The organism is Pueribacillus theae, assembly GCF_003097615.1.
Lineage (GTDB): Bacteria > Bacillota > Bacilli > Bacillales > UBA6769 > Pueribacillus > Pueribacillus theae.
Genome location: NZ_QCZG01000019.1, coordinates 12,999 through 38,566, shown reverse-complemented (window position 1 = coordinate 38,566; position 25,568 = coordinate 12,999). Strand labels below are relative to the sequence as shown.

22 protein-coding genes and 3 tRNA genes are annotated in these 25,568 nt (G+C 40.2%); 13 read left to right on the top strand and 12 right to left on the bottom strand.

Annotated elements, in window-relative coordinates:
* Window position 1: 1 nt before the first annotated feature.
* The 10 genes from DCC39_RS10240 to DCC39_RS10195 all read right to left on the bottom strand — a co-directional run bounded on the left by DCC39_RS10240 (window position 2) and on the right by DCC39_RS10195 (window position 8,485).
* Window positions 2-1,657: a hypothetical protein gene (locus DCC39_RS10240; RefSeq protein ID WP_116554800.1), complete on the bottom strand. Its 1,656-nt coding sequence runs from the start codon at window positions 1,655-1,657 to the stop codon at window positions 2-4.
* Window positions 1,647-2,492: a phage adaptor protein gene (locus DCC39_RS10235; protein ID WP_116554799.1), complete on the bottom strand. Its 846-nt coding sequence runs from the start codon at window positions 2,490-2,492 to the stop codon at window positions 1,647-1,649. Before DCC39_RS10235 ends, DCC39_RS10240 begins: the two co-directional genes overlap by 11 nt.
* A gap of 34 nt (window positions 2,493-2,526) precedes the next feature.
* Window positions 2,527-3,456, bottom strand: a complete 930-nt coding sequence (locus DCC39_RS10230) for a Mu-like prophage major head subunit gpT family protein (protein ID WP_116554798.1) — start codon at window positions 3,454-3,456, stop codon at window positions 2,527-2,529.
* Window positions 3,457-3,478: 22 nt separating this feature from the next.
* Window positions 3,479-4,219, bottom strand: coding sequence for a hypothetical protein (locus tag DCC39_RS10225; protein ID WP_116554797.1), 741 nt, complete (start codon window positions 4,217-4,219; stop codon window positions 3,479-3,481).
* 56 nt (window positions 4,220-4,275) lie between these two features.
* A tRNA-Arg gene (locus tag DCC39_RS10220) sits at window positions 4,276-4,349 on the bottom strand.
* Window positions 4,350-4,445: 96 nt separating this feature from the next.
* Window positions 4,446-4,697 carry a hypothetical protein gene (locus tag DCC39_RS10215; RefSeq protein WP_116554796.1) on the bottom strand — a complete coding sequence of 84 codons (252 nt, stop codon included), beginning with the start codon at window positions 4,695-4,697 and terminating at the stop codon, window positions 4,446-4,448.
* A gap of 22 nt (window positions 4,698-4,719) precedes the next feature.
* Window positions 4,720-6,456 carry a portal protein gene (locus DCC39_RS10210; protein ID WP_116554795.1) on the bottom strand — a complete coding sequence of 579 codons (1,737 nt, stop codon included), beginning with the start codon at window positions 6,454-6,456 and terminating at the stop codon, window positions 4,720-4,722.
* Window positions 6,457-6,458: 2 nt separating this feature from the next.
* Window positions 6,459-6,653 (bottom strand): hypothetical protein, encoded by a 195-nt coding sequence (locus DCC39_RS10205; protein WP_116554794.1) that lies wholly within the window; start codon window positions 6,651-6,653, stop codon window positions 6,459-6,461.
* Window positions 6,625-8,079 carry a PBSX family phage terminase large subunit gene (locus tag DCC39_RS10200; protein ID WP_116554793.1) on the bottom strand — a complete coding sequence of 485 codons (1,455 nt, stop codon included), beginning with the start codon at window positions 8,077-8,079 and terminating at the stop codon, window positions 6,625-6,627. The genes DCC39_RS10205 and DCC39_RS10200 overlap by 29 nt, the downstream gene beginning before the upstream one ends.
* Entirely contained in the window at window positions 8,072-8,485 is a 414-nt protein-coding gene (locus DCC39_RS10195; RefSeq protein WP_116554792.1) for a hypothetical protein, read from the bottom strand. The genes DCC39_RS10200 and DCC39_RS10195 overlap by 8 nt, the downstream gene beginning before the upstream one ends.
* Before the next feature lie 254 nt (window positions 8,486-8,739).
* On the opposite strand from DCC39_RS10195, the gene DCC39_RS10190 reads away from it, so the two are divergent.
* The 6 genes from DCC39_RS10190 to DCC39_RS10165 all read left to right on the top strand — a co-directional run bounded on the left by DCC39_RS10190 (window position 8,740) and on the right by DCC39_RS10165 (window position 14,115).
* Window positions 8,740-8,829 (top strand) — tRNA-Leu (locus DCC39_RS10190).
* 86 nt (window positions 8,830-8,915) lie between these two features.
* A tRNA-Leu gene (locus tag DCC39_RS10185) sits at window positions 8,916-9,000 on the top strand.
* A 444-nt stretch (window positions 9,001-9,444) separates the two neighbouring features.
* Window positions 9,445-10,224, top strand: a complete 780-nt coding sequence (locus DCC39_RS10180; protein WP_205948497.1) for an ABC transporter ATP-binding protein — start codon at window positions 9,445-9,447, stop codon at window positions 10,222-10,224.
* On the top strand, window positions 10,214-12,379 hold the full coding sequence (locus tag DCC39_RS10175) for an ABC transporter permease (RefSeq protein ID WP_116554790.1): 2,166 nt from the start codon (window positions 10,214-10,216) through the stop codon (window positions 12,377-12,379). Before DCC39_RS10180 ends, DCC39_RS10175 begins: the two co-directional genes overlap by 11 nt.
* A 24-nt stretch (window positions 12,380-12,403) precedes the next feature.
* Window positions 12,404-13,081, top strand: a complete 678-nt coding sequence (locus DCC39_RS10170; protein ID WP_116554789.1) for a response regulator transcription factor — start codon at window positions 12,404-12,406, stop codon at window positions 13,079-13,081.
* The gene (locus DCC39_RS10165) at window positions 13,078-14,115 is read left to right on the top strand and encodes a sensor histidine kinase (protein ID WP_116554788.1); all 1,038 of its coding nucleotides are present in this window, start codon (window positions 13,078-13,080) and stop codon (window positions 14,113-14,115) included. Before DCC39_RS10170 ends, DCC39_RS10165 begins: the two co-directional genes overlap by 4 nt.
* Before the next feature lie 200 nt (window positions 14,116-14,315).
* Here the strand turns inward: DCC39_RS10165 and DCC39_RS10155 are convergent, their stop codons facing one another.
* Entirely contained in the window at window positions 14,316-15,125 is an 810-nt protein-coding gene (locus DCC39_RS10155) for a YitT family protein (RefSeq protein WP_116554842.1), read from the bottom strand.
* Window positions 15,126-15,583: 458 nt separating this feature from the next.
* Here DCC39_RS10155 and DCC39_RS10150 point away from each other — a divergent pair, with 458 nt between their 5' ends.
* The 6 genes from DCC39_RS10150 to DCC39_RS10125 all read left to right on the top strand — a co-directional run bounded on the left by DCC39_RS10150 (window position 15,584) and on the right by DCC39_RS10125 (window position 23,583).
* Window positions 15,584-16,420: a DNA adenine methylase gene (locus tag DCC39_RS10150; RefSeq protein ID WP_116554787.1), complete on the top strand. Its 837-nt coding sequence runs from the start codon at window positions 15,584-15,586 to the stop codon at window positions 16,418-16,420.
* Window positions 16,413-17,693: a type II restriction enzyme gene (locus DCC39_RS10145; protein WP_116554786.1), complete on the top strand. Its 1,281-nt coding sequence runs from the start codon at window positions 16,413-16,415 to the stop codon at window positions 17,691-17,693. The genes DCC39_RS10150 and DCC39_RS10145 overlap by 8 nt, the downstream gene beginning before the upstream one ends.
* 196 nt (window positions 17,694-17,889) lie before the next feature.
* Window positions 17,890-18,912 carry a TAXI family TRAP transporter solute-binding subunit gene (locus tag DCC39_RS10140; protein ID WP_116554785.1) on the top strand — a complete coding sequence of 341 codons (1,023 nt, stop codon included), beginning with the start codon at window positions 17,890-17,892 and terminating at the stop codon, window positions 18,910-18,912.
* Window positions 18,913-19,022: 110 nt separating this feature from the next.
* Window positions 19,023-21,011, top strand: a complete 1,989-nt coding sequence (locus DCC39_RS10135; RefSeq protein WP_116554784.1) for a TRAP transporter permease — start codon at window positions 19,023-19,025, stop codon at window positions 21,009-21,011.
* A 182-nt stretch (window positions 21,012-21,193) separates the two neighbouring features.
* Window positions 21,194-22,591 carry an aspartate aminotransferase family protein gene (locus tag DCC39_RS10130; protein ID WP_116554783.1) on the top strand — a complete coding sequence of 466 codons (1,398 nt, stop codon included), beginning with the start codon at window positions 21,194-21,196 and terminating at the stop codon, window positions 22,589-22,591.
* Window positions 22,592-22,731: 140 nt separating this feature from the next.
* Complete coding sequence (locus tag DCC39_RS10125; RefSeq protein WP_116554782.1) at window positions 22,732-23,583, top strand: MurR/RpiR family transcriptional regulator; 852 nt, start codon at window positions 22,732-22,734, stop codon at window positions 23,581-23,583.
* A gap of 41 nt (window positions 23,584-23,624) precedes the next feature.
* Here DCC39_RS10125 and DCC39_RS10120 read toward each other — a convergent pair whose 3' ends face one another.
* Window positions 23,625-24,290, bottom strand: a complete 666-nt coding sequence (locus DCC39_RS10120; RefSeq protein WP_116554781.1) for a B3/B4 domain-containing protein — start codon at window positions 24,288-24,290, stop codon at window positions 23,625-23,627.
* A 107-nt stretch (window positions 24,291-24,397) separates the two neighbouring features.
* Between DCC39_RS10120 and queG the strand changes: the two genes are divergently transcribed.
* Window positions 24,398-25,561, top strand: coding sequence for a tRNA epoxyqueuosine(34) reductase QueG (queG, locus tag DCC39_RS10115; protein WP_116554780.1), 1,164 nt, complete (start codon window positions 24,398-24,400; stop codon window positions 25,559-25,561).
* The last annotated feature ends 7 nt before the right edge of the window (window positions 25,562-25,568 follow it).

The following is a 25,568-nucleotide window of genomic DNA, read 5'->3' as shown; positions in this document are numbered from 1 at the left end:
TTTATCTCGCTCCTTTTTGAATATATTCTAATAGTAGGTTCTCAAACCTGAAGCCGTGGTCAGGGGATTTATCCTTGATGACAATTTGTAGGGTTTTACCGGAAATGATATTGTACTGGCTCAAGTAGAGCTTTCTGTAAATTGAGCCAACATCGTCACTAAGCGTACCTTCTTTGTGGTCGCCCCAGTTAAACGCTTCCCAAACGGAATATCCCCACTTAGGAGCAAACTTTATTTCAGACCTACCCCATTCAAATTCATCCCATTTTGTTTGGCCCCAAATGACGCCGGAAGAGTTGGCCGCAAAGCCCCAATACATTTCGCCCCACTTATACTCATTCCAAATTTCCGTTTCAGAAGCAATGTCTGACGTTACCCTTACGGAAGCAGTTAAGGAGTCATCGACGTAAAATTCCAAATCAAATCCATTGCTCCCGCCGCCCTGAATCGCGCCACGTATATACAAATTTTTAAATCTTTTAATGTTTTCTAAGGCTTCTAGGCTCCATTTTGTTGTCTTAATTATTCCTTCGATAGGGGCAAGGTCGTCTTTATATTGCGTCCCGAATTGATACAGCGAGCCGTAATTATGTGAGCCGGTGAAATAAAGCGTCCCGTTGATATGAACGTAATCAGCCGCAGGGATTCCTTTATACTTTGACCACGCGCCGTATTCTGGGAAGTAGACTAACGTTACCCGATCTTTAGGAACGTAGGAATTATCAAACGTGAACCAAATGCTATCCTTGTAATGCGTGATAACGGCATTCTTTGTGGCGTTTTGCGTAAACTCTGACTTGATGTAGTGGGAGATATGTCTCGATATTTCAGTGGGGTAGTTTCCTCCGTCAAACTCATAAATCTTCTGGTCTTCGGAAATGAAGTAGAATACACTTCCATACACATATAAAGCCTCAGCCGACACTGCCCCGATTCCATGAACTTCCTGGGAGACGGCAAACGCTTCTAAATCTCCAACAAGGGAGTAAATGGATCGATTCGTAAAAATAAACAGCTTCCCAAGAAGGGGAACCATTGCCGTAATTCTCTCCCCGGAGCCACCGTCAAGCGTAATATAATTTAACGCGCTCCAGGAAGAGGCGTCCCCTTTGGCCGAGTAGTAAAAGGTCATCGGGTCGCTGATTAATCCTCCTACAAGCAGACGGTTTCCGTACACCGCCAACACGTCTCCGGAAGGGGAAAATGTTTCCGTAACACTCTTTCCGTTAAACTTCAAGATGCTGCCTTTGCCGTGAGCGATATAACAGTCACCTTCAAAATCTGCAAAACGGATTCGGCCGGAAGGGGGGAGGTTGTTGTAGATTCTTTTCCCCCCGTCCGTCTGCGACAACTGGTAAGTGTCATATAGAGCGGTTCCATAAGCTGAAAGCACATGCAGATGCTCTCGTTGGTTAAAGACGTGCATCCCTTTAGATTTTCCAGGAGTATTTGTGACTGGGGTAAAAGAGCCTGAATACGTGTAACCTTTGCGCTTTTGCCACATGCCTTGAACGATTTCCATATTTAGAATGTCGTCTAAATATTTATCCTCTATGTTGTACGTGGCAGCCTGGGTTACAAACCCTCCTGTTAGATCGTTTACTTCAAACTGGAGCCTATGTCTTCCACGATTTTGAGCTTCAATTCTATTCGCCATCCCGATCACTCCAGCTAGGAAGCGTTATAAAATCTTCAGCATTTTGCTTCAAACGCTCCACAATTTGTTCTCGATCAACAAACTCTGTATTTTCAAGAAGGTCAGCTTTATCAATAACGCCAGTCTGCATAAGAGCCATTCCTTTTTCCTCAACTTCAACACGTTGCCAGATTTTCTTCTTCATAGGCAAGTTCAGCCATTCTGCCGCTTCTGCTGGATTTAAAATACCTAATTTTATCATTTCGATAATAATATCTGCATCTTGAGAAACAGGCGTTTTCTGGATGGAGATACGCTGATAGCCTGTTAAAAATTCTTGTCGATAAACTTCTGCTGCTTCGTAATCTTCATCTTTCTGCAAAGCCCTCATTGTCGCATAAGAGACAATGTACGTGTGGAAGGGGAGAGGAATTTCAGGCTCATCGCTATCCGCACGGAGCATTTTAGGCTTTCTATCATAGAAAAGAGTAACGGAGTAATCCGTCTGTAGCTCAACATTAGGAGCGACTAAGACGAAGTTATCTCCGAAACGGAAAATCGCTGTTCCTTCCATATTTTCATCAATAATATCTGTTCCAGAAGCAATTGGGATAATCGGAATGGATTTATTGTTTTCGTCCCATGCTCCTTTAAAGACTAATAAATCTTCTGGGAGCTGGTGGAATGTAGTACCTGTTTTTAGATTAAGCTGTTGAAACGTTTCGATACGATAGGCAGAACCAAGGAGCTGATGTCCTTGGTTAATCCACCTGTTTAATTCCTCATTTGAACGAAAACCAGGGGTAGGTTCGATGATAAGAGATCGAACGTCATCCCTAATCTCTTTAAGATTCATCAGAAACTACCCCCTTTGAGAGTTGCCATATTTATTAACCGCCTGACGCTACTGCTCTTACTCCAATAGCTCCACGCCAGTTAGAGTAGCCGTGCGAATAACGCATGTACCCACGATATTTCGCCTCAAGCGTATCGAAATCTTCTTCAGACTTAAACTCAGGGCGAACGCGCCAGAAGAAGTTAAGCTCATGAACATCGTCATCAAGCAAGAAGAACGCATCATCTTTGTCCAAATAGTCCATAACAACAATCTGAAGCTTAGACTTAATCGTGTTAATATCGTTCAAGTCCGTTCCAGGACGTTGGGCCGAATTAACGATACGTTGAGCTTGCGGCTCCAAGTTTGGAGGAATGACTAACTTCTTCGGACGCACGACAATTTTCAGTCCAGCGTCATCCGTAGTCCGTCTGGCGAGAAGAATAGCTTCATTCACCGTATCCTCATTTAGAATGTCCTCTGGATTTGTAGCCCCCGATACTTCAATTAAGTTGCTTACTTTTCCACCAGTCCGCTTAATCGGATGCTCTTTGGAGAATAGAGGCTCTGTGTCATAACCTGTATTCGTAAACCCGTTATTAAGCACACTAGCAGCATCCGTCTCAACTTTTGCCCGTCCAGAACGAGCCAAGTTTTTAGGCAGTTTATTAATTTGGTTATACAGTTCGTCATCAACCATCGCACGAGAAACTTTAAACCCTTTCAAAAACTCCGTGTGCGTATAGTCGATTGAAAAACCTTCCATCGGATCATCGTAAGGTACAGCAGAAGTTTCCGAAGTTCTAGCTTCCCACGGTCCGAATCCAGTCAAGCTAAGATCATGTTCTGCGTGCTTTTTAGAGTTTAATACATTGAATACTTGCGTGAATTGGGTTGGATACTCTTTCCAAGACTCGAAGAAAATCTTTCGAAGACCTGGTTCGAGCAGTCTACTCCAACCTGCTTTAGACGTATCTAACGTCATTAAAATCAGCTCCTGTCAAACATTAATCAATCGTATATTTGACGTTTTTCATCTGAGCGTAATCTTCTGGGGATACTCCAAGCATGTTAGCGGCAGCCAGCTCTTCCTGAGATAGATTCGCACCTTCTCCAGGAGGTTCCGGTGTGCCAGAAGGCTCTAAGGCTTTTAAACCTTTCGCACGAATTTTTTCAACTACTTGCTTCTCCGTATTCGCCCGAACATCGTCCCAACGATCAACCATTAAGCGACCGAACGCTGTTTCTACGTCAAGACCCTGAGACTGCGCCAGATTCATAACGTCTGGATACATTTCATCAAATTGAGGAAAGCGTTTCCTCAAATTGTCAATTTGCTGCATTTGTTTCAATTCCTGAAGTTGCTGCTCTAGTTGAGTAACTCTAGGATCATCGTAAGTCTGAGGGTAATTTACTTGCTGGAAATTCTGTGCTGGTAAGCTTCCGTACATGTCATGCGGCTGCTGATGTTGAGGTTGTTGTCCTTGATAATACTCAAGCTGCTGCAACGCTTGTTCGGCAGAAATTCCAGTTTGTTCTTGAAACTTTTCCCAAGCTTCTAGTTCCTTTAGCTTCTGAGCCTTGCGAGTGTAGTCTTTTTCTAAATTACGGAAAGACTTTTCATAATCAATCGGTTGCTGCTCTTGTTGCTGAGGTTGTTCGCCTTCAAGATTGCCTTGGTCTCCTTCATGAGACTGTACATTCTGTAGGTCCATGCCTTGCATTTGTTGCTGCTCTTCAAATTCCATTCTCAAATTCCTCCTTTGACTGTACCCATTAATGTTAGAGGACTGTACTTAATTGACAGGGAAGGTAGGACTCGAACCCACAACCTTTCGGGTAGAAACCGACTGCTCTGTCCAATTGAGCTACATCCCTATAGACAAGTAAGCCTTGGTCCTTTGAACACATCACGAGCCTTGGTCAATGAATGATAAGACACACTAATCTAATACTAACTATACTATAGGGTAGTCATTTAGTCAATGATTTAATGTAACCAGCTTTTCGCCATTTATCAAAGTATTCTTTCCACCCAGCATTAAAGTAGGGGTGCGTCTCCAAACTAGCGTAAGTCAGATCGTACTCAGCAAACGTACTAACGAAATCCTTAACAGAAATGAAGATTACCGTATTATCATTACCTTTTTCAAGAATAATCACATCTTCATCATTAATCTCTTCGATAATGTTAGAAAAAGCCTGCTCAACTTCAGCCCTAGTCACTTATAAAACCTCCTTAATATTTTTAGAATAATTGTTCAGGAGCCATTTGCTCTTGCTGTTCCATCGCGTCTTGCGGGGAGTTCGTGTTTTCAATATTCATACCACCTGGAAGGGAAGGGTTTCCGACGTCAAGAGCGGTTAATTCAGCTAATTCTCCTTGCATTGCTGGAGAAATCATTTCTTGCGGCAGTCCGGCCAGTTGTCCTTGAAGCTCTGACACTTGCTCAAGTCTTTCAATAATTTCTTCCTTATTAGGGAAGTTCATCGTTTTCAACACTTCAACTGAATTAATTACACCCATCTGGAAGAGTTGCATCGCCATTTGCTCAATGTACGCCCTGCTCATCGGAGCGTCAAAGCCAACTTCGATAGAAACATCGTATTCTGGGATGATAAGATTGCCTTCTTCATCACGTTTTGCCAAGTCATCTTGGCTCATTTCAATCCACTGAGGTTGTCTTCGCTCGTCAAGGTAACGGAAGTACCGATCTTCCGTGTAAAACTCAACTGCATACGCAATGATAAATTGAACAAGTTCTTCAATTAATCTTCCTTGTTCCTGCAACTTTAATTTAACTCTCGCTGTCGCTTGTTCCTGGAGGGCGAGGATACCGGAAGCTGCTGTTATAGAACCTGGAGCTTCACCGAGGTAAAGAGGGGAGACACCTGTAACGAGTTCAATATTTTTTTGCAACATCTGAATTAAATTTACGACCCATCCCGGCGCAATCACACCGTCAAGTTTTTTAATCGAGTTGACATCGTTAACTGGGATGGTAAGACCAGGTTGCCACAACTTATTCGCTAACGACTTTATATCTCGGATTCCTGATGCGTTTTTGTCAACAAGCATCTGCCCGTTTGCTAAAGCAACGTTTTCAACGACAATCTGGAGAAGCTTATTCAAGATTTTTTGCATTTCGACAAGCTGTTCCGCTTCTCCCATGCCCCAGAAGCTTTTCTGGACAGGGTAATTTAATGAACGGACGAACGGATACTTGCCATGCATATAAAAATTCGTGTCATATCTAAGCAGCGTGTCTCCAGCTATAACAATTCTGACTAAACCGTTATCTTTATCTTTCTTCCAATATTCAATTAGCGTTGCCTGGCGGTTTCTAGGATCTTCTTCATCTTCGCTATCGTAGACGCTAATCTCTGAGGACAATTGATCTGGCTGGATTTGTGAAGCTTTATCTGGGTAACGCTTTCTAAGATATTCGATTGAACGTTTGACTGACGTGCCGCAAAAATCAGCGTTTTGAAGTTCGTCAACTTCGTTCGGATCAATGAAGAAATTAACTGGGTCCACAACTTCAAAAGCAACGTCACCTAGACCATTTAATTTTGTTGGGTCAAAAAATACCTTCCATATAGATGTACCAAATTTCAGCCGCTGCCTTTCACCTAGCTGCAATGCTTTTTCGATGTTATTTTTATTCAAAATGATTTTCACGATTTTTGTTAAATCAGTCGCCGTTTCTTCCGCTTCTGGGTGAGTAGGGAGGACGATAGGGTCAGGGACGTTCGATGTTAAATAAGGCATCAAACTTTCCACCGTAGTAAAGACATAATTAATCGTAGGTTTTATTCTGTCCTTATCCACTTTAATTTGTCGCCATTGGTCGTTCTTATAGAATTCTTCATACAAACGCCATTTATCGTGTAGCTCTTTTTTCGCTTGCATAGCGTATCTGTAGTTATCCCAAACCTCATTCACAATTTCTTCTTCACGTTTTTTCGATAATTTTTCAGCCATCACTATTCACCGTCCTCATAAGAGTGGATCCCGTCTTTAATATCGTCAATCCATTTCTTTGCGTTCTCATATTTCAGCTTCCAGTACTCGGCTTCGTTTTTTGCTTTTGTCAGCTCGTTTGTTAAATAAAACACTCGCTGCCTATGTTCGGTTACAGTTCTCCGTGCATTAAATAAGGCCTGAATAAATTTCAACACGGTCGATGTCCTCCTCTCCAGGTTCATAAAATTCAGGCAACGGCGGGGGAACAGAACTAATCATTGAAGCCGGAGAGTCGTTGAAATATCTCGGCAGCCCCATCACCATGTACCTTAGAGCGTCTACCGTATGATCTTTATAAGAATGAGGCTTCTCTGGCTCATTCTGCCTAGGCTTCGCCTTCTCCCAGCGGTATTGAGAAAGTTCTTCGATTAAATGCTCACACCGTTCAGAAATCACAATCTTTGGCTTTCCGTGTTTATCCTTCTTCAAGTACTCAGAGATTTTATGAATCCCTGCATGTAAATCGTTGTTACCTAGAGTGACTGGAACACCGAGACGTAAGTATTCGCTTCGTACCGACTTCCCAGTAACAGCGTTTCGGTTTTGTGTTGCAGGATCAATCCAATGCCCAAAAATCGCCGTATCTTTCGACATAAACTTAATATTCGCTGCATGATGTTCGACAAGCTGATTCTTCTCGTAATATTCTTGATAAATATAAAGCGTCCCGTCTTCAGGGTTTACAGATCCCCACAAAGCAGCAGTCGGGTTATGCAGACCGTGGTCCAGTCCAAAATAAACCGGATGCTCTGGATTCGGATCAACATGAGGGATTACGTAAGGAATCGTCGGCTGAAACTCTGGGAATACTTGCCCTTCAAACGCCGACCAATCTGCGTAGATGTACCTCTTCACCCAGCTCTCTGGGTAAGAATCCAACAGTCCTTGCACATAATCTTCTGGAAGGTAAATATTCTCAGTAGTCGGAGCTTGGAAATAAGAGTAGTTCTTGCTTTTCCCGTTATTTTGTACGAACTTGGAATACACCCAGCTACCGCCTTCAGGGTTTGTCGTTCCAAAACCAGTCCGTCTAGGAACCGTATTCCTACGCAGACGAGACTCAAGCATCATCCAAATTTCTTCAGCAACTTCAGAAACTTCATCTATATAGAACGCACCTAAGTTAAGCGACTTGTACTTATTCGGATCGTCCATCGAACGGAAAATGACTGAAGAACCGTTATGGAACTCTAGCATATTCTCAGCCTTATTAAACGCCCTTTCAATCGAACCGCCTTTTAAAACAGGGTGGGGGACAATCTCAAGAAACGTTCGTAAAGTAGTATCACGCAAGTTCGGATACGTTTGCGCTCCAACTAATATGAAGTTTCCTGGATAACGAAGGGCAAGTTGAATGGATTCCTGACATCCGCACAACGTTTTCCCAGACCCGAACCCTCCAGCATATAAACGGTACTTGCTTGGAGAAGCGTGAAACTCCTGTTGAGCTGGAAGAGGATTATAGAACTGCTCTAAATAACCGCAAGTAGCGCAAAAACCCCACCACGTATCAGAACCTTCCTTATAAGGTTTACCGCACATTTTACAAGCTTGTTCATTATATGGAAGAAACTCAGCCATTCGTAATCTCCTCCATATTAATTACTTGCGGTTTCTGATCGTCAGGGTTTGGAATATTGTTCACGATAATAATGTTCGGAGATCTCATTTCTTCGTCCTTCGAGCTGATTTTCATAAACTCAAGCAGCATTTTCTGTTGACGACCTTTTCCAGCGACAGCCTGGCTGTAAATCGTATTCAACACTTCCGGAAGCCTCGCAACGTAAAGGTCTTGCATAGTTTTTACCGCCCAGCGAAGAAACTCAGGGTTATTCATATAGTTAGAGTACTCGCTAAGTGAAATGCCTAGTTGATCCGCTTTATAAGAGTCAGGCATTTCAGAGAACCCTTTTTCCATCATTAAGAGAACAAGTTCCTTAGCTGTATCATCTTTTTCAAATGACTTTTTCATAGGTAACTTTTCCATCGTTAACCCTGCTTTCTCTCATTCACCAATTCTGTCATAAATTATATCATTTAATGACTATGCAATCAACTAGTCAATATTAAACACTGGATAAAATGGAAAAATATTTTTCGAAAAAAGTGTTGACATATGTCCCAGAATTCATTATGATAGTGATGTTGTCGCAAAAAAGACAACCCCTGCAAAAAGGATCGAATCCTTTCATCCTAACATCGAATATGAGACGAAAAAATCGCACAAAACCCAGTAGTCCTGCCGGAGTGGCGGAATAGGCAGACGCACAGGACTTAAAATCCTGCGGAGGGTGTACCTCCGTGCCGGTTCGAGTCCGGCCTCCGGCACCATTCTCAATTTATCTTTAAGATAATAAATATAAAAGAAGTGCTTGTCGGTACTTAAATGAAGTACCTATTTTTATCTTTATCATTTTGCCGGTGTGGCGGAATTGGCAGACGCGCGGGACTCAAAATCCCGTGTCCGTTGAGGACGTGTCGGTTCGACCCCGACCACCGGTATCAGAAAATGCGGTAAAACATTGATATGAAAGCATCCTTTCGAGTTGAAGGGGTGCTTTTTTTTTTTTTTCTAAAAAATTTATTAAATCGTTTTGTTGAATACTTTAAATTTTAACGGCTATAAGGAGGTTGGATTCCCACTAGCAAAAAACGTAATTATCCCCTTTCACCTAATTTAATTCGAAAAAAGAAATCAATTATCAAAGATTGCTAAATAAGACATCTAAGACCCTAAATAATGATCCTCTGTCGTGAAGGCATATCAAGCACTCGTTAACGATTATGGTGAAACGGTAGGGGTAAACGCTACTTGCCGTAAATTCAGGCATACATTTTTCCTTACATCATTTGTAAGTGTTTCTAGTTTTTTATACTAGTTATAATGTGTATAGCTTAATTCGATTATAATTACGAAAAATGATAATAAGAAAGGAGAGTTATACATTGGTCAAACAAGGAAAATTACTAGAAGTTCAGGACTTACAAAAAAACTACGGAAAGAAAAACAATATAACAAAAGCTTTAAACGGTGTTAGTTTTGATATTCTCCCAGGAGAATTCTTAGGAATAATGGGACCAAGCGGCTCTGGTAAAACGACATTATTAAACTGCATTGCAACAATAATAAAACCAACATCTGGGCGTGTACTTTTAAATGGTAAAAATATCAGTGCTTTTGACAGTAAGGATTTAGCGGAGTATCGGGGGAGTCGAATTGGCTATTTGTTTCAAGACTTTGCACTGTTGGATAATCTAACGGGACAAGAAAATATACTATTACCATTATCAATTCATGGGATGGATTTTGTAAAAGCGCGTGCTAAATTAGATGAGCTAGCAGTTTTTTTAGAAATTACAGATATTCTTAACAAATTCCCATCTCAGATGTCTGGGGGGCAAAAGCAAAGGGTAGCTGCTGCACGTTGTTTGATTTCTGATCCAGATATCGTTCTGGCAGATGAACCGACAGGAGCACTAGACACACGTTCTGCAAGAACTTTAATGAATAAGTTGAAAGGTATTAATAGAAGTAGTGGAAAAACAATTTTAATGGTCAGCCACGATCCGAATGCAGCAAGTTTTTGTTCAAGAATCCTTTTTATTCAAGATGGCGTTATCTTTCATGAATTGCGCCGTAAACATGATGAGTCACAAGAGAAATTTTATGCAAGAATTTTAAAGTTATTAGCTCAGCTTGGAGGAGGAAGTGCGAATGTTTTCTAGGCTGATTTACCGTAATGCGAAACGTAGTCGTAAGGAGAATTTAATTTACTTTGCAACACTGGTAACAGCAATAGCCTCGTTTTACATTATTCTTTCGCTTGGTAGACAAGATGTTATTTTATTTCTGAAAGAATTTGAAAGTGATGCAATCGATAAACTTTTAGCTCAAATGTCAATTGTATATGTATTTGCGTTATTTTTATTGTTTTTCTTGATTTTATTCGCGAATCGGTATCAATTAAATCGAAGGAGTAAAGAGTTTGGGCTCTATCTCATGTTAGGTATGCGCAAGAAACGCCTTGTTCTTCAGCTTTTAGCAGAGGGGTTCATTACTTCTATTTTGGCACTTATTGGTGGCATTTTAATTGGTGGATTTTTAGCAGAAATCATCAGCTTGACAGTTTCTAAATTAGTCGGACAAGGAATTATTGGTCATCAAATAAGCTTGTCGGTAAGTGCGATTTTCTTTACGATCATCGGTTTTTTATTTATCCAGTTTGTTGCATTAGTTATTCTTGGTGGAAAACTATTTAATCAAGAAGTACATCAATTACTTTATGATCAAATGGACAAGAAACAAGATATGGGACATTTGAAAGCCAACGTGTTCCATATTTTAGTAGGTTCTGTCTTGCTAGGTGTTGCATATTGGATTGTTTTATATCGCTTTATGGATTTTGCAGGATTGCTTCTATTTGTGGCATTGGGTCTTGGATGTTTAGGGACGATATTTTTTATGAGAGGATTTGCAAAATTACTAGGCTTATTGGCAAGTTTGTCCGAGCGAAAATCTACGAAAGGGCTGCATACATTTACATTAAGACAGTTTCAAGAAAACATAGGTAATCGATCTACTTCTGTTGCAGTAACATCTATTCTAACCACATTGTCAATCATTTTACTAGCAGAAGGTGCTTCGACTATGATGGGATTAGAACATGTTTATACTAGAAGTTCATCAATATATGATTTTACTGTTAATGGGGATAATCAAAAGGCTGAACAATTTCTTACGTCAGAAAAAATGCTACCGTATGTAGAAGACTTAAATTTTCTAGAAATTGGACGAATGAAATATAAGGATGAACGTGGGGAAGACGACTTCCCTTTGTCAATGGTAGACTGGTCTGAATTAAGAGAGCAAATTATTATGGCGCTGCCAAGCAACGATAAAGAACAAATTTTATCTGGAGAAATGCAAGGCTACACTATCAGTCCGGAAAACCCTGAAGCACTTAATCTGCTTGGGATCCTAGAGATTGATGCAACAACACCTTACCTAATTCCTGAATCATCTTATAATGGACTTTTAGATGCGATAGGAGAAAAACCACTGAATCTACATTCAGATGAAATTGCTTTATACTTTAATCCAGACCTTTTGCAAATGGATAATCTAGAAAGCATGCCTATACTAGATAATATTCTTGAAAAGGCTGTAAAAAAAGGGCAAAGTTTGATGAGCATTAATGATCAGGAAGTATTTATACGCCCATCCATTCCAATGAGAGGACTAGTAGCAGATCGTTCAGTAGAAATTCATTCAGCATTCATCGTTCCTAATCCTATGTTCGAACAATTATTAAATACGGACACCTATGTGTCATATTGGAATTTTCGCATCCCACATAAGCTGCAAGAACAGCAAGGTTTAATGAAGCCAATGATGGAGGCGAGGGATTTATTAAAAGCTTCAGGCTTCACGTTTGAAAGTTATTTACAAAACTTTGGACGGAAACTTTTCTACGTTGTTGCTGGAAGTTATACAACACTATATATGGGACTCTTATTCTTGATTATTGCCTGTACGGTATTAGCTTTGCAATTTTTGACGCAGATGAAGCAGACAAGCGGGCGCTATGTAACGCTTTCCATGTTGGGGGCAAAACGTAATCAAATGAAAAAATCAATGCATAAACAGGTGTTGTTAACCTTTCTGTTACCTATGTCTCTTGCATGCATTAGTGGAGCTGTTGGCATAAGGGCTATGATTTCATTTCTTATTCTTTACTTCGACGATCAAAAGTTACTTTACCCGATTGCCATTACCTTTGCATGTATAGTAATCGGAATTTTTGTGATTTATGGGTTAGCAGTGGCTCGTGCAGCAGATCACGAGATAGATAAATTACGTTGGAAGCCAAATATAGATTAAGAAGAAAGCTTAGGAGGTGCTGAAGTGGCGAGGATTACAATTGTTGAAGATGATGTATGGATGAGGGAAGAATTAATCGATATATTGCAAAAAGAAGGGTTTGAAGTGACGGCAATTACAGACTTTCATGATGTAGTTGCTCAAATAGCCACTTTAGCACCAGACTTAGTCTTATTAGACATCAACTTACCGGAACAATCAGGATTTGAAATATGTAAAAGTCTAAAATCAAAAGGAATTGCTCCAATATTGATTCTTACATCTAGAGATAAGTTACAAGATGAATTACATGGTCTTCATTTAGGTGCAGATGATTATCTCACAAAACCATTCAATCGGGATAGATTGTTAGCGCGCATTCAGAACTTGCTTAGAAGATTTGAAGGGCAACCAGGCTTGATAGATGGTGGCAGTTTTTCGCTAGACCCAAATACGTTTACCCTATATAAGGGACCCCAATCGTTATTATTATCAGCGAATGAAGGAAAAATTTTATTGGCTCTAGTACAGAATAGGCCTGAGGTTGTATCCAAAAGGGCACTGAGTGAACTTTTATGGGGAACAGACCAATATATAGACGAAAATGCACTTCAAGTAAATCTCACTCGCTTACGAAAGGCACTACGACAATTGGGCTTGGAGAATCAAATTGAGACAGTAAGGGGCCAGGGGTATCGACTTAGGGGACAAGTGAAACGATGAAATGGATAAAGCAAATTTATGATTGTTTTCTTGCTTATAAACTATGGTTTCTTATGTTAATTTCTACAAATCTTCTATTTATTTTTTTAGCTTGGTTGGCTTATCCAGAAACGTTTAAGGTGTTAGTAGGGCTCATGATTGTTTTTACGCTAGCAATGATTTCGTTATCTGTATTCGTGATCATTAGAAAGCAACAAATAATCGAAGCTGCCTTTCAAGATTTTTTATTAGAAGCGAATGAGACGAACGAAGAAAAGTTGTGCCGGGTATCTCCTAAGACACATTGGTCGTTTATCCGTAGAATGGGAAGCGTCATAAGATTAAATCATGCGGAACTTAATAGGCAAGTTATTGAACTGGCCGATTATGAAAACTATATAGAAGGATGGGTCCACGAAATTAAAAAGCCTCTGTCATTGATGACATTGGTATTGGATAACCGCAGTGACGAAATGTCTCCGCTTGTTAGACAGCGTATGCTTCATATTAGAGATCAAATGCTTGGAGACGTAGAACGAATTTTGTATTTTGCAAGACTTGGGGCTGCTCATAAAGATTATATTTTTGAGTCTATAAACTTACTAGCCTTTTGTAAACAGACAATTGAAGACCATCAAACATTACTAGATGAATCCGGTTTTCAAATACAGTTCATAGGTGAGGAGATGGAAATTTTTTCCGACCGCAAAGGCTTAGCTTTTATATTAGAACAAATAATCGCTAATAGTACGAAACACGTTGCACATAATCAGGATTTTCCAATTTTGAAATTTGAAACGGTTTATGACAAAGTGAGTGGTAAAACCGTTTTACATATTAGTGATAATGGACCTGGTGTATCTGAAGAAGATTTACCATTTATTTTTGATAAGGGCTTTACTGGAAGGAGAGGTACTTATACAAGGCAAGCAACGGGTATGGGACTCTTCTTAGTGAGCAAGATGGCTTATGATTTAGCAATTCAGTTGGATGCAAAATCAGAGCTTGGTTCAGGGTTGACCATATCATTAATATTTCCGCATGTGAAACAATAAGCAGTTAATTCCGCCACGGTATATTTGAGATTTGAGACAGGTAAATTATCAAGATGTTCTTAAATACAGTGTTCGAACAGGTTCACCATGGTTTTTTTCTTTTGGCAAAACAAATTTGGAATAAAACCTTTAACAAAAGACCATTTGGTATAGGGATGTTGTTGTATACGGTTTAGATAAATTGCGATATCATTCTGCTTTTACGATCTTCTAAAATTCCCAAGCACTTCTACGGTTTCACTGATGCTGACAAATGCCTTTGGATCAATTTCTTTGATTAGGCTTTTGACCATTGCTAATTCATATCGGGTAATGACGGTATACAATACGTTGTTTTCCTTATTGGAATAAGCTCCCCGTCCGTTCATTACGGTGATGCCCCGGACTAAATTCTTGATAAGTGCGCTCTTTAATTCTTCGGTACGGGTTGTAACAACCATTAGGCTTAATTTAATATGTCTTGTATGAATCCGATCCATGACAACGCCAGTCACGTAGATAGAGGCCATTGTATATAATGCCAAATCCCAAGAAAAGATAAATCCCGAGATGAACACGACAATACTATTTAAACCAAAAATCAAGCCGCCAAGCGGTATATCAATCTTTCTGGTAAGGACAAGGCCAATGATATCAAATCCGCCGGTTGATCCGTAGAAACGCACGATCAGGCCAATTGCAATTCCTGAAATGACTCCGCCGAAGATGGCAGACAATAGGGCATCATCGGTTATTTTTATAAGCGGGATGTATTGCATGGAAAGCGATGTAATCACAACGGACAAGATACTGTTTAATATAAAAGCTTTTCCCAGCCTCATCCAGCCAATAATAAAAATTGGAATATTTAACACCAAAAGCCAAATCCCTGTGTTAATGGGCGTAAGCAAACCAAAAACCATCGCTAGGCCGGTAATTCCGCCGGATAATACTTCATGGGGGAGCAAAAACATATTTAAAGCGAACCCGAGTACAACAGAAAAAACAATTAATATGGCATATCTAAAGATGTAGGTCACTCCATCACCTTCCTTCTTCTTACCTTTATCTTTTCCCAATTTCTTCACGGAACTATATATGTGAATAAAAGAATTTTAATCAATAGTTGGTTTGAGTTTGACAAAGAAGCGTCCAAGACACTCCGCAAGCTTCCGGGCGCCTGCAAGTAAAATAATAATGGCCGCCCTCCAGCTTTCTACGTTTTGATGTTCAAACTCAAAAGACTGCTCCTTAAAAATTCTTTAAGTCCCTTTTATATATTAAAAAGAGGTTCCCTTTATTGAATGTAATGTTTCATATTCTTGTCCGACTTTCAAAGTTTTTCAATATCAAAGCGTAAGAAAGAAATGAGAATTCTGGTCATTTTTCATATTATTGCTTCAATTAAAATCATTTGATTCCAAGCTTTTTCCCTTCATAAACATGTTATGATAGGATAAGAACGTTTGTTTTTTAGGGAGAGATCGATTTGGTAGATGAATTAACCGCTGCACAGCCATTTTTGAAGTGGGCTGGCGGAAAGCGTCAGTTGCTTCCCGAAATACGAAAGTATGTTCCAGTCTATTGCAATACATATTACGAGCCATTCGTTGGGGCGGGGGCTGTTTTATTTGACCTTCAACCGAGCGTTGCAGTCATTAATGATGTAAATAAGGAATTAATTAATACATATATGGTCATCCGTGATCATGTTGATGAGCTTATAGAAGATTTGAAAAAACATAAAAATGAGAAGGATTATTTTTATGAAATAAGAAACATCGACCGCAGGGACGATTATCATGAGCTTTCGCCTGTCCAGCGGGCATCCCGTATCATCTTTTTGAATAAAACATGCTTTAACGGGTTGTTCCGCGTCAATAGCAAAGGCCAGTTCAATGTTCCTTTCGGACAATATAAAAATCCGAAGATTGTAAATGAAACGGTTTTAAGGGCAGTACACCATTTTTTAAAAGATCATAAGGTTACAATATTAAACACCGATTTTGAAAAGGCAGTTTGTCATGCGCAGGAAGGCGATTTTGTATATCTTGATCCTCCGTATGATCCCGTTTCCAACACTTCATCTTTTACAAGCTACAGTTTAAATGGATTTGGAAAGGAAGAGCAACTACGATTAAGAGACCTTTTTGTTGATTTAGACAAGCGGGGCTGCAAGGTGCTTCTTAGCAATTCTTCTACTGATTTTATTTTGGGACTGTACAAGGATTATAAAATTGAGATCGTTCAAGCGAGCAGGAATATCAATTCAAAGTCTTCTGGCAGGGGGAAAATACCGGAGGTGCTGGTAAGAAATTATGAGTAAAACGGACAAGGCATGGGAAGTGCTGTTTCAGCGCCATGATATTTTAAATAACGTTCAAAAGAATGGTTTTTTTGAAATTCAAGCGAAAGAGATAAGAAAAGAACGGGAACCGAGGTTAATGGCAAAATTTGATCACTATAAAAATCTTCCGACACTATTTAAGGAGAACGGCTTGTCGATTTTGCCGATTTCTCGGTCAAGCTATGTCATCGGGGAATTTGACGTCTACAGCAAAGTGAATTACGACAAAAATCTAAAGCCCGTTCAGGTTCCTTTTCCGAGCCATATTACGACGATTGATCCAACGAATCTCTATTCGGAAAGTTCGGCTCTTCATTGTGCCCACGTAACCGGAATGATGGCAGATGTTTTAGGAGAAGAACCTGAACAAACTATCTCGGGGAGAATGTCTTCGAAAGAATTTGGCTTTACGATTCGTACAAGAAGTGGGCTTGAACGTCTCATTGAGATTAAAAATTCACAAGTTGAAATCGACGGTGGGTATGAGAGCAAAACCAAATTTATGATTGTTGAAGCCAAAAATGAAAAAGTGGATGATTTTTTAGTCAGGCAAATTTATTATCCGTATCGGTTATGGCGAGAGAAAACATACAAAGAAGTGAAGCCCGTCTTTTTTACGTATTCCAATGATATTTTTAGTTTTTTTGTTTATGAATTCACAGATGCTAACCGCTATAACTCACTTAGGCTTATTGAACAAAAAGATTATATTATTGCCCATGAGAATATAACATTTGATGATGTTGCCGCATTATTTCATTCCATTCGAACACAGGCTGAACCCCAAATTCCCTTTCCACAGGCAGACTCTTTTCCAAGGATCGTTGATTTGCTAGGATTGCTTGTGGAAAATGATTTGAGCAAAGAAGATATTACATTGAATTATGACTTTGATGCGAGGCAAACGAATTACTACACGACCGCTGCGATATATTTGGATCTTGTCGAACGATATATCAATAAAAATAAACAGGTCATGTTTAGGCTTACATCAATAGGCAGAGAAATCATGCTAAATCGAACGAAAGAAAAATATTTAAAACTGGCTGGAAGCATCTTCGCCCATGAACCATTTAAACGTGTATTCCAGGAATATCTAAACACTTCCAAAATGCCGGAACGGAAAAGAGTGATTCAAATAATGAAGGAGTGCGATTTATATAATATAAACTCCGAAAGCACGTATTTCCGGAGAGCATCTACTGTGATAAGCTGGACAGAATGGATTATGAATTTACCAAAAATCTATTAAAAAATAGCAGGAAAATTGTAAAAAACTAGTAAGGTTTAATCGTCTGTAACATTTTAGGTTTAATTAAAAAAAGGCAATTTTTAGACTTCTTTCGTTGAATTATGTTACGATATAAAGGAAGTATTCATAATTCTGAGCCTATTCGCCTAAGTATAACTAAAGGCATTACAAAAACCAGAAGAGGGGGAACTGTAGAATGTTTAAGAAAAAGTATGGACTTTTATCATTTCTATTGATGCTCACTCTGCTTGCTTTAGCGGCATGCGGCGGAGGAGGCGGCGATGAAACCGCGAATGAAAATGAAGGAGAAAAAGAAAAGAGCGAAAGCAAAGCTGGCGGCACTGTCGATCTCCTGATGGGAACGGGCAGCCAAGGCGGGACGTATTTTCCGCTAGGTGCCGAGATGGCAAATGTATGGAATAAAAACATTGACAATGTGAACGTAACATCAACAGAGTCAGGTGCGTCCGTTGAAAACTTGGCAAAGATTTGGAAAGGTGAATTTGACCTTGGCATGACCGTAAACCTTCCAGCTTATGATGCGATGAATGGAGTAGGGGATTTCGAAGGAAAGAAAGTTGAAAACTTTGCTTTTATCGGCCATATTTATCCAGAGGTGCTTCAGATTGTCACACGTGAAAGCACGGGCATTAACAGCATCGAAGATTTAAAAGGGAAGCGTGTGGCGATTGGGCCGCCGGGAAGTGGGACACAGACAGCAACAAAAATTGTTCTTGAAGCGTTTGGCATTAAAGACGGTGATTATGAAGCATATCAAGAAGGCTTTGGAGATGCGAAGTCAAAATTGCAAGACGGAACAATCGATGCCTCCTTCGGCCTGTTAGGCCTTCCAGATGCAGGAATTGATGAATTGCAGGCTTCTGTTAAAGATGTGAAATTTTTGCCTGTTACAGATGAGGCAATCAAATATATCGAAGAAAATAGCGGCTATTCTTCTTATACGATTCCAGCAGGCTCCTATGAATGGCAGGAAGAAGATATTTCAGCTGTTTCGGCCTTTGCTGTACTCGTCGCGAACACTGACAAGGTTGATGATGATCTAGCTTATCAATTGGCTAAAGTCATGATTGAAAATGCTGATGAAAATACACATCCACAAGCAAAGCATATGACGAAGGAAAATGCGTTAAACGGTCTCGGGGATCTGCCGCTTCATCCAGGTGCTGAAAAGTATTATGAAGAAGCCGGTATTAAATAAGAATGCTTTAATATTCTATTTGCAAGGACCAGACACTTCGTGTCCGGTCCTTTTTTAAAAATAGGAAGGATGGTCAGCGTATTCCTTTAAATCATATAGGTGGTGATGTGATGAGTAAAAAAGAAGGAACAAAAAATGAACAAATCGATGATGTATCTGTTGATGAAATATTAGAAAAATATGACAGGGAAAGCACTTATCGAAGGAACCTTGGAAAATGGTCATGGATTGTGATGTTCCTTGCCGTCTCATTGACGTTGTTTCATTTGTTTACGGGTTATCGAGGGGCATTTGAAGCACGGATTCAAGGTCCCATCCATTTAGGGACCGCACTAGGGCTGATTTTTTTGCTTTATCCCATAAAGAAAGGTTTGCAACGCAAGCAAAAGGGTGTTCCGTGGTATGATGCGATCCTAGCGATTGTTGCGTTAGGCGTTGGATATTATAATGTTATCTTTTATGATGAGCTTGTCAGCCAAAAAATCGTATTCGGCTATACAATGATGGATTACATCGTGGCAACGCTCGGTGTATTGCTTGTGTTGGAAGCGGCAAGAAGATGTGTCGGCCTTCCAATTGTTTTCGTAGCCGGAGCAGCCATTCTATATGCATTATTTGGCAACCATATTCCAACAAAGTTATTTGCACATCGTGGATTTTCGTGGGAAATATTATCAACGGATCTCTATTTGACGACGAAAGGAATTTTTAGTACACCGATCCAAGTTTCTTCAACGTTTATTTTTCTTTTTTTGTTATTTGGAGTCATGCTAATCCGAACTGGAGTCGGCCAGTTTTTTAATGATCTGGCATTTGCGATAACGGGCAGATTTACTGGTGGGCAAGCGAAAGCAGCTGTCGTTGCTAGTGCTTTGCAAGGAATGGTCTCGGGAAGTTCCGTGGCAAATACAGTTGGTTCAGGGTCATTTACTATTCCAATGATGAAAAAAGCTGGCTATAAGCCGGAATTTGCGGCTGCGACGGAAGCGAGTGCATCAACGGGAGGACAAATTATGCCACCTGTCATGGGGGCAGCAGCATTCATCATGGCAACGTATACTGAAACGCCTTACAGCCACATTATGATTGTTGCGGTTATTCCTGCAATGCTTTATTTTCTGGGCGTTTTTTTAGGTGTTCATTTTGAATCAAAAAAAATGGGCATTGTCGGTTTTACGAAAGACTCATTGCCGAGAATGGGCCAGCTCATGATTGAACGCGGGTATCTTATTTTGCCTTTGGTTGTCATTTTCTACACGCTTGTAACAGGGCGTACGCCGATGAGAGCGGCATTAATTGCGATCCTTGTATCCTTTTTAGTGAGTTTAGTTCGGAAAGAAACGAGAATGTCTATTAAAGGAATTATTCATGCTTTTGAAGAAGGAGCACGCAGCGCCCTACCGGTAATTGCAGCTTGTGCTGCTGCAGGAATTATAGTTGGTGTCGTTGTACAGACAGGGCTTGGCGGACGGATTGCCAATGGAATTATTGCGCTTGGTGGAGGAAGTTTAATATTAACATTAGTGTTCACAATGATCGCGTGCCTTATACTGGGGATGGGCCTTCCGACGACGGCGAACTATATTGTTACTGCAACAATGGCTGCCCCGGCATTAATATTGGGCTTGGATGTCCCGGTATTGGCTGCACACTTTTTTGTCTTTTATTTCGGAATTGTAGCTGATATTACTCCGCCAGTTTGTCTAGCGGCTTATGCCGGTGCAGGCTTGGCAAGGGCAAATCCGTTTATGAGCGGTGTTATCGCTACTAAACTTGCCACAGCTGCGTATATTATTCCTTTTATTTTTGTATTGAATCCACAAATGCTGTTAATCGATGCTGAAGTTTGGACGGTCGTATTCTCAGTAGCTACTTCTATCGTTGGGATGATTGGGGTAAGCAGTGGAATGATGGGTTATTTTATCCGAAAAGCGTACATGTGGGAACGTGTCGTCCTCATTATCGGCGGGCTTGGCCTTATTACCCCAAATCATATCCAAGATATAATTGGTGTCATCATGATTTTAGCGATCTTGCTCATTCAATCAAGACGTCCTAAGGATGTTATCGAAAAAAGAAAAATATCTATGACTTTATGATATAAGAATGGTACACCGCAAAAAGGAAAAGGGCTCGTGAAATGTTTATTTCACAAGTCCTTTTTTTTTCAAAAAACTACGCCCTTTTTGATGGCAAATGAAATATTTATTTCGTATAATGTAATAAATTCATCATAATATAATGATTATGAAACAAATATTTCAAATAAAGGGTGTGTATAATGAGTGCTCGAGTGATGAAGCACAATTTCATCCCGGGAAGAACAGCCGGGTCTGAACGCGCGTTTCAAGATGCGAAAGAAGTGATTCCTGGAGGGGTGACCGCAAACATTAAGTATTTTTCTCCTTACCCTCTTGTCATGGAAAAAGGAAAAGGCAGCAGGCTACTTGATGTTGATGGGAACGAATATATTGATTACCTATTGTGTTATGGTGCTCTAATTTTGGGACACGGGCATTCTCGAGTAGCTGAAGCTGTAATAAGTCAAATGAATTCGTCAGGAACATTTATCTTTGGCTCACCCCATCAATTGGAAGTGGAGATGGCAAGGAAGCTTATTACCCTTTTCCCCGGAATTGAAATGGTTCGTTACACGAATTCAGGTTTGGAAGCGACTTTATTATCGATTCGTTTAGCTGAAGCGTATACAGGAAAAAGAAAAGTGGCTAAGTTCGAAGGCCATTATCATGGCGGATATGATCAAATGCTCGTTAGCGTAAATCCAGACGCAGGAAAAGCGGGGCAGGCTTCAAATCCAAACCCTGTTCCGGATTCAAAAGGAATCTCTGATTATCATTTAGAGCATACGATCGTTTTGCCATTTAACGATTTGGAAGCGACTGAAAAGATTTTACGTAAACATAAAGATGAATTATCGTCGGTCATTTTAGAACCAATTCAAGGAGGATTTATTCCAGCTGAAGAGAAATTCATGAAAGGCCTCCGAAAAATAACCGAGGAGCTGGGTATTCTTTTAATTTTTGATGAAGTGAAAACCGGTTTCCGTTTAACTGTAGGCGGAGCTCAGACCATCTACAATATCAAACCTGATATTACCGCTTTAGGAAAAGTATTGGGAGGAGGCTTCCCGATCGGAGCAGTTGGGGGCAAAAAAGAAATTATGGCGATCATGTCACCTGATCGAGGCAAGGATATTTTAACTGCTGGTGCGAAAAACGATGTGAAAGATGATGTCATGTTTCATAGCGGCACGTACAACGGGCACCCGATTGTGTTAGCTGCCGGTATGGCAACAATTGAAGTACTTGAAGAGCCTGGAACGATGGAAGAACTATTAAGAAAATCAAACAATCTAAGAAAAGAGCTCGAAAAGTTGTATAATAAGTATAATCTATCGATGAAAACGATTGGAATGGGGAGTATTTTTAATCTCGTATTTACAGACGGCCCGGTCAAAAATTATCGCGATATGGCTAAAGCTGATTTAGAATTAAGGAAGAAAATTGATTATGAGCTTTTACATCGTGGCATTTATACAAAACCAATGAACCGATATTCAATGTCTGTCGTCCATAGCAGGGGTGATCTGCAATTTACGATTGACGCGCATGAAAAAGCGATAAAGAAGGTAATTCAAAAAGTCCGGGGGCTCACATAACCTTTCTGTACATCTATATGAAAGGAATTAAAGAAATTGTAAGGAGCAGTCTTTGGAGTGCCTTGACAGCTTCTTTGTTAAACTTAAACCAACTGTGAATAAGGTCTCTATTTACATGATTTGAGAGGATTTTGAAAAACATGGTTGACGTTCATCGAATTATTTCGGAAAAGCTGCCTGAAATGAGCAAGTCACAAAGAAAAATAGCTAAATATGTGCTAAGCAATTCGGATTCGGTTCCTTTTTTTACTGTTGGAAAGTTGGCGCATATGGTAGGCGTAAGCGAAGCGACGGTTGTCCGCTTCGCTGTCTTTCTTGGTTACAGTGGGTATTCGGAATTTCAACAAATGCTTCAGGAGGCTGTAAAGCGGCAGTTGACAACGGTTGAACGGCTGCAATTGTCGGATGATGTCTATGATAAAGAAGAGAAAGCGATCTATGAGATGTTTAGGGAGGATGCGGAAAGAATTCAAATGATGGCTGAACAATTGGATTTAGCTTCCTTTCACAAAGCAGTAGAGTCGATTATTGAGGCAAAGCGAATCTTTATTATTGCAAACCGCAGTGCTGTTTCATTAGGAACCTTCTTAGAATTTTATCTGGATTTAATGTTTGAAAATACAGAATTGATTCGAAATCCTCACGGTATATCTGAAAAGCTGTTTCGAATCGATGAAGATGATCTTGTGATTGGCTTGAGCTTTGCACGCTATACGAAAAATACGAGTGAAGCGGTTTCATTTGCGAGAGATCGGGGTTCAAAGGTTATCGCAATAACAGACAACATGCTTTCCCCGCTTATTCCGTATGCCCATGTTGCGCTATGTGCAAGAAGTGACATGCCATCGTTCATTGATTCTTTTGTCGCTCCGTTAAGCTTGATCAATGCGCTTATCACAGCAGTTGGAAGGCGGAAACGAAAAGAGATTGAACAGCATCTTGAAGAACTTGAAGATGTTTGGGAGCGCTTCGAGATTTTTAGTAAAGAATAATTTAAAAAATATATCAGCCTCAGGACTTTTTGGACAACCTCTTAAAGAAGTTGTACGTTCACATTTCCTCCGTGAAGTTGAAAAAACATCTCGGCGACTGCGCCTACCAATTGCTGTGCTTCCTCTCTCTTCATAGAAGGGCAGATATAAATAATGTGCAGCGCTTTTTTCGTTTCCTTCGTAACCATCGTTCGATTTGAATCGACGAAAGGGCTGCCAAAGGCACTATTTTGATCACAAAGTACGAATTTATTCGCCATGTTATAGACTCGTCCATTGAGCGCTTCGTATTTTTCATTTTCTGTTCCAATTTTTAGAGTGATTGGCCCTGTGATTTTTTCTAAATCATAAATACCAAATGGAATTTTATATTGTAATGAAAAGAGATTCGTAAGGTCAACAGCTGAATTAACGGTGTGAATGCTGTTCCCTTTTTTTACCCGCCTTAAAAGAGCTTCGGCTGAATGCCTGTATTTGGATGGATCAGCTCCACATTGTTTAACGATGCTTCGCCATTCTTTAATTGCCGCATCGTCTGAAGGAGACTTTGATTCAAATTCCAGTTTCGTATTTTCTTGGAAAAGCTCAAAACGGCCTCTTAACATTTGCGGTGAATCTCCAACAACGATATGATCATATTGTACAATACCTAATTTAAAATGCGGAAAAAGCTTATAGATTTCTGGGGAAATGGTTAAGTTTGGCATACAATTCACCTTCCTAAAGGAAACCTAGACATATTATAATTTATTTGGAGTACGTATTTTTTCAGTTTAGCATATTGCGGGCGTTTTGCAGAGAGGAGGGGTGAAGGATGTCGTTAGACAAACTCAAACAAGAAATTATCGAATATAGTAGAACGATTGGCATTGATAAAATTGGATTTACGACAGCAGATCCGTTCGTTGAGTTGAAGGAGCGGCTGCGTGATCAACAGGCATTAAATTATCAGTCAGGTTTTGAAGAACCAGATATCGAAAAACGGACGAATCCTAAAATGCTTATGCCTGAAGCAAAGTCGATTATCGCGATAGCCGTTGCTTATCCTTCTAGAATAAAAAACAAACCAAAGAATGAGAAGCATAACCGCAGAGGACTTTTCGCAAGCGCATCTTGGGGGATGGACTACCATCATGTGCTTCGGGACCGCTTAACTAAATTAGAGGCATTTATAAAGAAACGGGAACCGACAGCCATCATGACTTCGATGGTGGATACAGGAGAATTGTCTGATCGGGCAGTTGCAGAGAGAGCAGGGCTCGGGTATGTTGGAAAAAACTGTGCACTGATTACAAAAGAGTTTGGCTCATATGTTTACTTAGGTGAAATGATAACGAACCTTCCATTCCCCTCAGATGAGCCAGTTACAGATTCATGCGGTTCCTGCAATAAATGTGTAGAAGCTTGCCCAACGGGGGCGCTCGTTCAAGGTGGACAGCTCGATTCTACGAAATGTCTTGCTTTTTTAACACAGACGAAGGGTTTCTTACCCGACGAATACAGGGACAAACTTGGAAATCGTTTGTACGGAATGGATAAATGCCAAATCGTTTGTCCAAAAAATAAAACGCTCGATTTCCATCATCATCCAGAATTTGAACCGGATCCTGACATTGCGATGCCCCCATTAAAACCGCTTCTAAAAATGAGCAATAGAGAGTTTAAGGAAAAATTTGGTTCAATTGCCGGGTCCTGGCGGGGGAAAAAGCCAATTCAGCGCAATGCGATACTCGCGCTTGCACATTTTAAAGATACAACAGCGGTTGATGAGTTAATTGAAGTTATGGAATCAGACCCCCGGCCAGTCATTCGTGGGACGGCCGCATGGGCACTTGGGAAAATTGGCGATCCGAAAGCTGAAACAGCCCTTAAAAAGAAGAAAATGGAAGAAAAAGATAAAGAAGTCCTAAAAGAAATCGATAAAGGGTTGTCCATGCTTAAAAACAAGCAAAATAAAGAGTCGCAATGGGTGTTCTGATTCGTTA